This is a genomic window from Mesorhizobium sp. Primo-A (assembly GCF_003997175.1).
GTDB lineage: Bacteria > Pseudomonadota > Alphaproteobacteria > Rhizobiales > Rhizobiaceae > Mesorhizobium > Mesorhizobium ciceri.
The window spans coordinates 446,748-457,658 of the sequence record NZ_RZTG01000002.1; the positions used below are offsets into that span (position 1 = coordinate 446,748).

General features: G+C 63.7%; 9 protein-coding genes. 5 read left to right on the forward strand and 4 right to left on the reverse strand.

Translation table 11 applies throughout. The features are described 5' to 3' along the window. The first annotated feature begins 94 nt into the window (after window positions 1-94). Entirely contained in the window at window positions 95-754 is a 660-nt protein-coding gene (locus EOC83_RS04895; protein WP_024503139.1) for a response regulator transcription factor, read from the forward strand. A gap of 4 nt (window positions 755-758) precedes the next feature. On the opposite strand, the gene EOC83_RS04900 is transcribed toward EOC83_RS04895, so the two are convergent. From EOC83_RS04900 to EOC83_RS04910, 3 genes are all read right to left on the reverse strand, one after another. Beyond that, a complete protein-coding gene (locus EOC83_RS04900) occupies window positions 759-4,244 on the reverse strand; it encodes a PAS domain-containing hybrid sensor histidine kinase/response regulator (protein WP_063170462.1) in 3,486 nt (1,161 codons plus the stop codon). Between the two features lie 120 nt (window positions 4,245-4,364). Continuing rightward, window positions 4,365-4,640: a type II toxin-antitoxin system RelE/ParE family toxin gene (locus EOC83_RS04905; RefSeq protein ID WP_013533612.1), complete on the reverse strand. Its 276-nt coding sequence runs from the start codon at window positions 4,638-4,640 to the stop codon at window positions 4,365-4,367. Beyond that, entirely contained in the window at window positions 4,630-4,839 is a 210-nt protein-coding gene (locus tag EOC83_RS04910; protein ID WP_024503137.1) for a hypothetical protein, read from the reverse strand. The genes EOC83_RS04905 and EOC83_RS04910 overlap by 11 nt, the downstream gene beginning before the upstream one ends. 399 nt (window positions 4,840-5,238) lie before the next feature. On the opposite strand from EOC83_RS04910, the gene mscL reads away from it, so the two are divergent. Beyond that, window positions 5,239-5,661 carry a large conductance mechanosensitive channel protein MscL gene (gene mscL, locus EOC83_RS04915; protein WP_013533610.1) on the forward strand — a complete coding sequence of 141 codons (423 nt, stop codon included), beginning with the start codon at window positions 5,239-5,241 and terminating at the stop codon, window positions 5,659-5,661. Window positions 5,662-5,773: 112 nt separating this feature from the next. Beyond that, the gene (locus EOC83_RS04920; RefSeq protein ID WP_013533609.1) at window positions 5,774-6,940 is read left to right on the forward strand and encodes a pyridoxal phosphate-dependent aminotransferase; all 1,167 of its coding nucleotides are present in this window, start codon (window positions 5,774-5,776) and stop codon (window positions 6,938-6,940) included. A 72-nt stretch (window positions 6,941-7,012) separates the two neighbouring features. On the opposite strand, the gene hemA is transcribed toward EOC83_RS04920, so the two are convergent. Then, window positions 7,013-8,290, reverse strand: coding sequence for a 5-aminolevulinate synthase (hemA, locus tag EOC83_RS04925; RefSeq protein ID WP_063170463.1), 1,278 nt, complete (start codon window positions 8,288-8,290; stop codon window positions 7,013-7,015). A gap of 268 nt (window positions 8,291-8,558) precedes the next feature. Between hemA and galE the strand changes: the two genes are divergently transcribed. Both galE and EOC83_RS04935 read left to right on the forward strand, forming a co-directional pair. Next, window positions 8,559-9,554, forward strand: a complete 996-nt coding sequence (galE, locus tag EOC83_RS04930) for a UDP-glucose 4-epimerase GalE (protein WP_063170028.1) — start codon at window positions 8,559-8,561, stop codon at window positions 9,552-9,554. A 106-nt stretch (window positions 9,555-9,660) separates the two neighbouring features. Beyond that, the gene (locus EOC83_RS04935) at window positions 9,661-10,911 is read left to right on the forward strand and encodes a D-amino acid dehydrogenase (protein WP_063170029.1); all 1,251 of its coding nucleotides are present in this window, start codon (window positions 9,661-9,663) and stop codon (window positions 10,909-10,911) included.

Genomic DNA, 10,911 nt, shown 5'->3' on the forward strand with positions numbered 1-10,911 from the left:
CTGGCTTTGCCGCTTGAAAACAGCGCGCAGCCGCTCATAATCGTCCAGTTGAACCCGAAAAGCCAAAAATCATCGGGGATTCGGGGAGGGACATTTGCCGGCAGGCTATTCTTTCGTCATCGCCGACGATCACCCGCTGTTTCGCGGTGCGCTGCGCGAAGCGCTCGCCGGCATCGGCAATGTCGCCGCCATCCATGAAGCCGGCGATTTCGAGAGCGCCAAGGCGCTGGTCGTGGCCAACGAGGACGTCGATCTGGTGCTGCTCGACCTGTCGATGCCGGGCGCCAGCGGCCTCTCCGGCCTGATCTCGCTGCGTGGCATCCATCCGGCGGTGCCGCTGGTCGTGGTGTCGGCGCATGACGATCCGGCGACCATCAGGCGGGCGCTCGACCTCGGCGCTTCCGGCTTCATCTCCAAATCGGCCAGCATGGAAGAAATCCGCAGCGCCGTGCAATCGGTGCTTGCCGGCGATATTGCAGCACCCGTCGGCGTCGATCTCGGCATCGAGCGCGACCCTGAAATATCCGACCTGATCAAGCGGCTGCAGGCGTTGACGCCGCAGCAGACCCGGGTGCTCGGCATGCTGGCCGAGGGCCTGCTCAACAAGCAGATCGCCTATGAACTCGGCGTCTCCGAGGCCACCATCAAGGCGCATGTCTCCGCCATCCTGCAGAAGCTCGGCGTCGACAGCCGCACCCAGGCGGTGATCCTGCTGTCCAAGATCGGCAGCGACCCGCTGCAGCCGGCGGGTTAGACCCCTATTCCGCCGCCGGCGCCAGCGGCCTGACCCTGGCCATCATCGAGCGCAGTACCGCTGGTTTGAGCGGTTTGTTGATCACCGCAATCTCGAGCCCGCCGGCGGTCGTGCGCACCTCGTTGGAGCGGTCGGCGGTGACCAGCACGGCCGGCAGGGTGTCGCCATGGATCGCACGCAGCCTGACGACGAGTTCGAGGCCGGTTTCGCCGTCGAGATGGTAGTCGGCAAGGACGATGTCCGGGCGATGTATCTTCGCGGTCTCCAGATCCTTTGAACCGGACGCGGTGTCGACGTTGCAACCCCAGCCTTCGAGCAGGAGCCGCATGCCTTCGAGGATGCGGGCGTCGTTGTCGATGCACAGCACGTGCAGACCGGCCAGCGAGGCTGTCGCGCGGGCGGGAGCCCTGGCTTCGATCTCGCGTCGTGCCTGCACGGCCGCGACGGGCAGGATAACGGAGAATCGCGTGCCCTTGCCCGGACTGGAAAAGATGCGGATCTCCAGGCGCAACACCCGGGCGATGCGGTCGACGATGGAGAGGCCGAGACCGAGGCCCTCGGCCTCGCGCGCGCCCTCGTCGAGCCGGGTGAATTCGCGAAAGACGGTGTTCAGCTTGTCGCCGGCGATGCCGATGCCGGTGTCGATCACCTGGATCTCGGCCAATTCGCCGCGCCGCCTGACGCCAACCAGCACGCGGCCGCGGCGCGTGTATTTGATGGCGTTGGAGACGAGATTCTGGATCAGGCGGCGCAGCAAATTGCGGTCCGTCGTCACCGTCAGCGATGACGGCATGATGGTCAGCTCGAGCTTCTTTTCGGCGGCCAGCGGCCGGAAGTCGTTGCCGATCTGGCGCAGCAATCCGTCGAGGTTGAAGGCGGTGTCATCCGGCTTCATCGCGCCGGCATCGAGGCGGGAGATGTCGAGCACGGCGCCGAGAATGGTCTCGACGGATTCCAGCGAGGATTCGATGTTCACGGCCGCCTTGCCGGCAGGTCCCTTGCCGGCCTTCTCGATCAGCGAGGAGCAATAGAGCCGGGCGGCGTTCAGCGGCTGCAGGATGTCGTGGCCGGCGGCGGCGAGGAAGCGCGTCTTGCCGAGATTGGCCTCCTCGGCCAGCATCTGTGCCTGCGCCAGTTCCTCATTGACCCGGGTCAGCTCGATGGTGCGCGTCTTGACCCGCTGCTCCAGCGATTCATTGGCCCTTTTCAGCGCAAGATCCTGCTCGACGCGCCCGGAAATGTCGGCATAGGTGGCGACGATGCCGCCGTCCGGCATCGGGTTGGAGCGCAGTTCCAGGATGCGGCCCGAGGTTTTCAGCTCCATCTGCCACGGGCTGACGAAGCTGGTCAGCCGGTTGAGCATGGCCACACGCTGATCGGCGGGAATGTCGCCGCGCTCGGCGAGATGGCGCAGGATGCGGTCGAGCGAGACGCCGACCTGGCCCATCTCGTCGGGCAGGTCGAACAGCGCCCGGTACTGGCGGTTCCAGCAGATCAGGCGGAAATCGCGATCGAAGACGGTGATGCCCTGTTCCATCTGGTCGAGCGCGATCTGCAAGAGGTCGCGGTTGTGCTGCAGCGCCTCGGTGGCGTCGTCGAGCAAGCGGAAGGCATCTCGGGATTCGCGGTCGTGGCGCCGAAACAGCAGCGACAGGATCAGCCGTGCCGAGGAGGAGCCGACGGCGCTGGCCAGCAGCTGCTCGGAAAAGCGGATGACGTCCATGCTCGCCTGTTCGTTGCCGTGCAGCGAGGTTCCGTTGGTCTTTTCGAACGACTGGAAAGAGCGCTCGGTGCGCTCGACGCCGAGATAGCGCCCGATCGTGTCCTTCAGGTCGTTGACGGTGATGGCGGTGCGGAAACGGCGCAGGCTGGGCATCGGGCCGGCATCGCGCGGCACGAAGATCGACGCCTGGATGCGTTCCAGCGGCACCGACGCGCGCGACAGCGAGCCAAGCACGAAAAACACCGCATTGATCGACAGGCTCCACAACACGCCGTGGTTCAGCGGTTCGGCGACGGTGCCGAACAGGGCCTGCGGCCGCAGCGCCTCGAAGCCGAACAGCCCGTGCACGATGATGCCGGTATCGGCCGCGGCAAGCGACGGCAGGAGCAGTGTGTAGCCCCAGACGAGGATGCCGGCGACCATGCCGAGTGCCGCACCCCGGCCGTTGGCGCCGCGCCAGATCAGCCCGCCGATCAGGGCGGGGGCGAACTGGGCGATGGCCGCGAACGACATCAGGCCGATCGACGACAGGCGCGCGCTGTTGGTGCTCTCGCGGTAATAGAGGAAGGCGATGAACAACAGGATGAAGATCGCCCCGCGCCGCACATTAAGGATCAGCGTCGACCAGTCCTCGGTCTCGGAGGTCGAGGTCTTGAGCAGGCGGCGCACGAACAGCGGAATGACGAGATCGTTGGAGATCATGATCGACAGCGCCACGCTTTCGACGATCACCATCGCCGTCGCCGCCGACAGGCCGCCGATGAAAGCCGCCATCGCCAGCACATCATGGCCGCTGAACAGGGGCAGCGACAGCACATAGAGATCGCTGCTGGTTCCGGTGCCGACCAGCGACAGGCCGGCGAAGGCGATCGGCAGCACGAACAGGTTGATCGCCACGAGGTAGAGCGGGAACACCCATGTCGCGGTGCGCAGTTCGGCCTCGCCGCGGTTTTCGACGATGGTGACGTAGAACTGCCGCGGCAGCATGATGATGGCAAAGCCGCTCAGGCACGTCAGCACCAGCCAGGTGGCGAGCGAGGTGTTGTAGCTCATCGCCTGCCGGACCTGCGCGTTCTCGGCGAGCTTGTCGAACATGTCGCCCGGGCCGCCGAAGATCAGGAAGGTGACCATCAGGCCGATCGCCAGGAAGGCGGCGAGCTTGACGACGGTTTCGACCGCCACCGCCAGCACCAGTCCGTCCTGGTGTTCGGTGGCGTCGGCGTGACGGGTTCCAAACAGCACCGCGAACAGCGCCAACAGCATGGCGACGACCAGCGAGATGTCGCTGACGAAGGGATCGAACGAAGGCGGCGATCCCGTATAGTGCTCGACCATCAGGCTGACCGAACCGGATATCGCCTTCAACTGCAGCGCGATATAGGGCACCGCGCCGATGGTGGCGATCAGCGTGGCGATCGCCGCGACGGTGAAACTCTTGCCGTAGCGTGCGCCGAGGAAATCAGCGATCGAGGTGATCTTCTCGGTCTTGGCCAGCCGCACGATACGGTTGAGCAGCGGGAAGCCGAAGACGAAGACGAGCACCGGGCCCGTATAGATGCCGAGGAATTCGAGGCCGCGTTCGGAAGAGAGACCGACCGAGCCGAAGAAAGTCCAGGATGTGCAGTAGATCGCGAGGCTGAGCGCATAGATGAAAGGCCGCCCCCGGCTCGGCTCGGAGATGGCCGAGCGGCGGTCGCCGAGGCTGGCGATGGCAAACAGCAGCGTCACATAGGCGACCGCGATGATGACGATGAACAAGCCCTGCACGCTTGGACTTTCCTCCTCTGCCGTCTTTCTATCCGGCTTGCCCGGACGCAACCACAGCTTGGCGTCCGAGTCCATTGCAGAGCTGTGCAGGACGGCTATCAGGGCGGCGCGTCGGTGTCGTTATGGTGAAGATCGCCGCTGAGCGCCGTGGAAAATACGGCCAATGACGACCTCCTCCAAACCCATGCGATAGAGGATGATGTGCTTGCCGTGGACGAACTGATGGGTCCTGCCTTCATAGAGCCGGCCCATACTCGGATAGTCGCCGAGCAACTCAAACACCGCGTCGAGTTCGCGCAGGTACTTTTCGGCCTGAGTGTGGCCGAAGTTTTCGAAGGTGTGTCGGTAAATGTCTTTCAGATCGCGTTCGGCGCGATGCGTTATCCTATGGCGCATGCGGGAGTTCGGCACGCGCTTCCCGAATAATGTCGTCGATCGACTTTTCGCTGACCGGGCTCTCAAAACCTTCGTTGATCGCCGCCTGAATCGCTTTCCGCTTCTCGTCGGGCGAAAGCGCGTCAAACCAAGCGCGCTGCTCCTTTGTTGGAGCCGCCCACGGATAAACATCAATGCTGATGGTTTCGAGCATGTTCATGAGAACATTATAGGCGAAAACGCCTATAATTTCCAGAAATTCAATGCTGGCTTTGCCGTGCCGTCAATGCGGGAAACCTTGCAAAGAGCGATTGATCGCTCGCGTCAACAACCAGGGGCCCATGCCGTGCTCGGCGGCAATCTGGTCCAGCGTGGTCGTTTTGCAGTGATTCGGCGGCATCTGTGTCGATTTGCATCGCGGGGATATGAAATTTCACGCCCTTGTACGCAACGCGTCAAATTCGGCAGAGCTGCCGCCCAAAGTGCCGTAAGGTAAGGAGAAAGCGGTTGTTTTCTCCCTTTTACCCATGTTGCGTCAGGAGGTTTTTGTTATGTTGCCTCAGGTCGATGCCGCAAGGACGGAAACGGCAGCTCGGCCAGTCACGACAAGGAGGGTCGAATGCTGAAAGAATTCCAGGAATTTATTTCCAAGGGCAATGTGATGGACCTTGCGGTCGGCGTCATCATCGGCGCGGCCTTCGGCAAGATCGTCGATTCCCTTGTTAACGATATCATCATGCCGATCGTCGGCGCGATTTTCGGCGGCTTGGACTTCAACAATTATTTCCTTGGCCTCTCCTCGGCCGTCAACGCCACCTCGCTGGCCGACGCCAAGAAGCAAGGCGCGGTCTTTGCCTACGGCAGCTTCATCACTGTCGCGTTGAACTTCCTCATCCTCGCTTTCATCATTTTCCTGATGGTCAAGGCGGTGAACAACATGCGCAAGCGGCTTGAGCGCGAGAAGCCCGCTGCACCGGCGGCTCCGCCGCCAGCCGACGTCGCGCTGCTCACCGAAATTCGCGATCTGCTCGCCAGGCGCTGACCACGGGCAGCATTGCTGGACCAAAACCCCGGTCGTTGGCGGCCGGGGTTTTCTGTTTTCGCATCTGGTAAGGACCGCTGACGAAAACCGCAGACCAAAAACGGATCCGCCCATGACCCTGATCGACAGCTTGCGCACCGAGGCCCGTGCGGCACCCGAAAGTGGCATTGTCGCCGTCGTCAATTACGGCCGCCTGCGCGAAGGCATGATTCCGCTCTGGGCCGGCGAAGGCGACCTGCCGACGCCAGCCTTCATCACCGATGCCGCGTCGAAGGCGCTGGCCGGCGGCGAGACATTCTACACCTGGCAAAGGGGCATCCCCGATCTCAGGCAGGCACTCTCCCGTTACTATGCCAGGCATTTCGGCAAGAATTTCCCGGAGGAAGAATTCATCGTCACCGGCTCCGGCATGCATGCCATCCAGCTGGCGCTCGACGCGCTCGCCGGCGCCGGCGACGAGGTGGTCTACCTGTCGCCGGCCTGGCCGAATTTCGATGCCGCAGCAGGGATAGCGGGAGCCGTTCCAGTCGCGGTCACGCTCGATCATTCCGGCAATGGCTGGTCCTGCGACGTCGAGAAGATCGCCGCTTCGATCACGCCGCGCACAAAGGCGCTGTTCATCAACACGCCGTCGAATCCGACCGGCTGGACCGCCGATCACGAGACCTTGCAGGCGATCCTCGCTCTGGCGCGCGCGAAAAACCTCTGGATCATCGCCGACGAGATCTATTCACTGTTCCACTACGGCCACGGCCGCGCGCCGTCCTTCCTCGACATAGCGTCGGCGGAAGACCGTATCCTGTACGTCAACTCCTTTTCCAAGAACTGGGCGATGACCGGCTGGCGCGTCGGCTGGATCAAGACGCATCCGAGCTTGCAGCAGGTGTTCGAGAACCTGATCCAGTATTCGAGCTCCGGCGTCGCCCAGTTCATGCAGCGCGGTGCGGTCGCCGCCCTTGACGAGGGCGACGCCTTCGTCGCCGAACAGGTGGAGCGGGCGCGCAAGGCGCGCGACCTTGTCTGCGGCATCCTCGGCGCCACCGGCCGCGCTGGGTTTACGGTGCCGCAGGGCGCGTTCTATCTGTTTTTCACCGTCGAGGGCATCACCGATTCACGCACCGCTGCCTTCGACATCGTCGACAAGGCCAATGTCGGCCTGGCGCCAGGCACCGCTTTCGGCCCCGGCGGCGAGGCGTTTTTGCGGCTGTGCTTCCACCGCCGTCTCGACCAGATCGAGGAAGCGGCACACCGGCTGGCGAAGTGGATGAAGAACGCCTGAGCCGCTGACGAAGCCCGAATTGAAATCGCTCCGGCGAGCCAGATGGCCGCCGGAGTAGAGTTCCAAACGGCATCAGCCGCCTGACTTGGGCACCAGCAATGGAATGATGCGGTCGCTCTTGGCCACCGAAGGCCGACCGGCGGAGCCGTAGGGGATACCGAGCGCATCCCAGGTCTCGACCAGCGCATCCTGCAATTCGGCGATCAGCGCATCGGAATGGAACGGCGTTGGCGTGATGCGCAGCCGCTCGGTGCCGCGCGGCACGGTCGGGTAGTTGATCGGCTGGATGTAGATGCCGTGCACGCCGAGCAGGCGGTCGCTGGCCATCTTGCAGGCCTCGGGATCGCCGACCAGCAGCGGCACGATGTGCGTCGGCGAATCCATCACCGGCAGGCCGGCGGCCGACAGGATGTGTTTGGTTCTCGCGGCCTGCTGCTGCTGGGCGTCGCGCTCGGCCTGCGAGCGCTTGAGATGGCGGATCGAAGCGGCCGCGGCGGCAGCGATCGCCGGCGGCAGTGCCGTGGTGAAGATGAAGCCCGGCGCATAGGAGCGCACGGCGTCGATCACAGCGCTGGTGCCGGTGATGTAGCCGCCCAGCGTGCCGAATGCCTTGGCCAGCGTGCCTTCGATGATGTCGATGCGGTCGGCCAGGCCTTCGCGCTCGGTGATGCCGCCGCCGCGCGGCCCGTACATACCAACGGCATGGACCTCGTCGATATAGGTCATGGCGTTGTAGCGCTCGGCGAGTTCGACGATCTCTTTGATCGGCGCGATGTCGCCATCCATCGAATAGACGCTTTCGAAGACGATCAGCTTGGCACGTTCGCGCCCCGCCGCCTGCAAAAGGCTTTCCAGATGCGCCACGTCATTGTGGCGGAAGATCTTCTTTTCGGCGCCGGAACGCCGCACGCCTTCGATCATCGAGGCGTGGTTCAATTCGTCCGAGATGATCAGGCAGTTGGGCAAAAGCTTCGCGATGGTCGAGATCGAGGCCTCGTTGGAGACGAAACCGGAGGTGAAGACCAGTGCCGCTTCCTTGTCGTGCAGATCGGCAAGCTCCACCTCAAGCTCGACCAGCGGGTTCGAGGTGCCGGAAATGTTGCGGGTGCCGCCGGCGCCCGAACCCATCTTGCCAGCGGTATTCTGGAACGCGGCGATGACGTCGGGATGCTGGCCCATGCCGAGATAGTCGTTGGAGCACCAGACGGTGATTTCCTCGGCACGGCCATTGGAACGCCAGATGGCGCGCGGGAACTTGCCCGCGATCCGCTCGAGGTCGGCGAAAACGCGGTAGCGACGCTCGGCATGGAGCTGGTCGATCGCTTCCTCGAAGAACCGCTGATAGTTCATGTCGACTTCCCAATTTTTGCGCGGGATCATAATCATTGGCCCGTTGGTCGTCCACCTGGCCTTTTTGGTCAAAATGCCACGCCCCGGACCTGTTCCTAACGACCGCGGATCGTGGCCTATTCCCTTGATGTGGATGAACTTTGTTTCAGGACAATGCCACTGGCCGGCAATGCCGGTTACCAGGGGGTTCCAATGGCCATGCGGCGGGCTTTCCAGTAGAGCGGGGTTGAGACAGTTTCCGATAAATCTTGGATAAGCGAGGACGCGGATGACAGTTTTGGTGACAGGCGGCGCCGGTTACATCGGCAGCCATATGGTCTGGGAGCTGCTGGATGCCGGCGAAAGCGTGGTCGTTCTCGACCGTCTTTCCACCGGTTTCGAATGGGCAGTGGCGCCGGAGGCCAAGCTGGTCGTCGGCGATGTCGCCGACAAGGAATTGGTCGGCGCGGTCATCAGGGAGAACAAGGTCGACGCGATCATTCATTTCGCCGGCTCGATCGTGGTTCCGGAATCGGTCGCCGACCCGCTCGGCTATTATGAGAACAACACCTCGAAGACGCGCACGCTGATCGAAACCGCGGTGCGCGAAGGCGTGCCCAATTTCATCTTTTCCTCGACCGCCGCCGTCTACGGCGGCGCCGGGCTGGAGCCGGTGCGCGAGGACGCCCGCCTGGCGCCGGAATCGCCCTATGGCCTGTCCAAGCTGATGAGTGAGTGGATGCTGCGCGACGCGTCGATCGCGCATGGCCTGCGCTATACGGCGCTGCGCTACTTCAACGTCGCCGGCGCCGACCCGAAGGGCCGCACCGGCCAGTCGACGCCGGGCGCAACCCATCTGATCAAGGTCGCCTGCGAGACGGCACTCGGCAAGCGGCCGTTCATGCAGGTGTTCGGCACCGATTATCCTACGCCGGACGGCACCTGCATGCGCGACTACATCCATGTCAGCGACCTGGCGGCGGCGCATCGCCTGGCTTTGCAGCGGCTGCGCGCCGGGGGACAGAGCCTCGTCGCCAATTGCGGCTACAGCCATGGCTATTCGGTGCTGGAGGTCATCGACAGCGTGCGCCGCGCCTTTGGCCATGATTTCGAGGTGAAGATGGGTGATCGCCGCCCTGGCGACGCCGCGGCGGTTGTCGCCAATTCGGATCTCGCCCGCGCCGAGCTCGGCTGGACCCCGCAACGCGACGATCTCGACCAGATCGTCGCCGATGCGCTCGCCTGGGAGCGCATCCTGACCGGCAAGAACTCCGCGCGCGGCTGAGCCGGGTTCTCCCAAGGGCTCGCAAGCCGGGCAGTGAAGCGCTATTGAAGGCGTTCGCGGCAAGGCGCGGACGCGCGGCGCCGCGAGGAGATCTTGGGGGGATGGCATGAAAATAACGGTGCTCGGGGCCGGTGTCGTCGGTACGGCGGCCGCCTATTATCTGGCCAGCGACGGCCATGAGGTGACGGTGATCGAGCGCCATCCGGCGGCGGCACAAGGCACCAGCCAGTCCAATGCCGGCCTGGTGTCACCGGGTGACGCCACCGCCTGGGCCTCGCCGGCGGCTTTGAAGACCTTCCTGCGCGGGCTCTACAACCATGATCTCGGCATCAAGGTCAGGTTGCGCCTCGATCCCTATTTCCTCGCCTGGAGCCTGCGTTTCCTGCGCCAGTGCACGGTGGCGCGCCTGCGCGCCAACACCGACATCAAGCTCAGGCTCGCGCTCTATTCGCGCGACTGCATCAATGCGCTTTCGGAAGCGACCGGCATCCATTACGACGAGCGCAAGAAGGGCATTCTCTATTTCTTCCGCTCGCAAAAGAGCCTCGACACCGGCACCGACAATTACCGTTATCTTGCCAAGCACGGCCTGCCGATCGAAATCGTCGGCCGCGACCGGCTGGTCGAGCTGGAACCCGGCCTTGCCGGCGTCAAGGACAAGATTGCCGGCGGCGTCTATTCGCCAACCGACCAGACCGGAGATTCCAAGCAGTTTGTCGACAGGCTGGCCGCCTATGCGGCCGAGAAGCTCGGCGTCGAATTCCTGTTCGGCACGACAGTCGAAGGCCTCGACATCGAGGGCGACCGGGTGCGCGCGGTGATGACTTCGGCCGGCCCGGTCGCCGGCGATGCGGTTGTCATCTCGATGGGGCCGGAAAGCGGCCTGCTCGGGCGCCGTTACGGCATCGACCTGCCTGTCTATCCGGTAAAAGGCTATACCGCGACGATTCCCCTGGAGGACGAAAGCAGGGGACCGACCATGGGCGGCGCCGACGAGGACCGGCTGATCGGCTATTCAAGGCTGGGCAACCGCTTGCGGATGTCCTCGACGGCCGAATTCACCGGCTTCGACCGCACTTTCAAGCCCGCCGATTTCAAGACGATCATCAGCACCGGCAAGGATCTTTTCCCGGGTGCCTTCGACGAGAAGAGGGCTGTGTTCTGGGCGGGTCTGCGCCCGATGATGCCGAACTCGGTGCCGGTCATCGGCCAGGCGCGCTACAAGAATCTCTATCTCGACACCGGCCACGGCCATGTCGGCTGGACGATGGCCTGCGGTTCGGGAAAATTCCTCGCCGACCTCGTTTCGGGCCGCAAGCCGGAGATCGACCCGCAGGGGCTGGTTTACGGGGGCTAG

Excerpts from the sequence above, each read along its gene's own strand:
- hemA (WP_063170463.1), bottom strand. The coding sequence starts at position 8,290 with ATGAACTATCAGCGGTTCTTCGAGGAAGCGATCGACCAGCTCCATGCC.
- EOC83_RS04905 (WP_013533612.1), bottom strand. The coding sequence starts at position 4,640 with ATGCGCCATAGGATAACGCATCGCGCCGAACGCGATCTGAAAGACATT.
- EOC83_RS04910 (WP_024503137.1), bottom strand. The coding sequence starts at position 4,839 with ATGAACATGCTCGAAACCATCAGCATTGATGTTTATCCGTGGGCGGCT.
- galE (WP_063170028.1), top strand. The coding sequence starts at position 8,559 with ATGACAGTTTTGGTGACAGGCGGCGCCGGTTACATCGGCAGCCATATG.
- mscL (WP_013533610.1), top strand. The coding sequence starts at position 5,239 with ATGCTGAAAGAATTCCAGGAATTTATTTCCAAGGGCAATGTGATGGAC.
- EOC83_RS04935 (WP_063170029.1), top strand. The coding sequence starts at position 9,661 with ATGAAAATAACGGTGCTCGGGGCCGGTGTCGTCGGTACGGCGGCCGCC.
- EOC83_RS04920 (WP_013533609.1), top strand. The coding sequence starts at position 5,774 with ATGACCCTGATCGACAGCTTGCGCACCGAGGCCCGTGCGGCACCCGAA.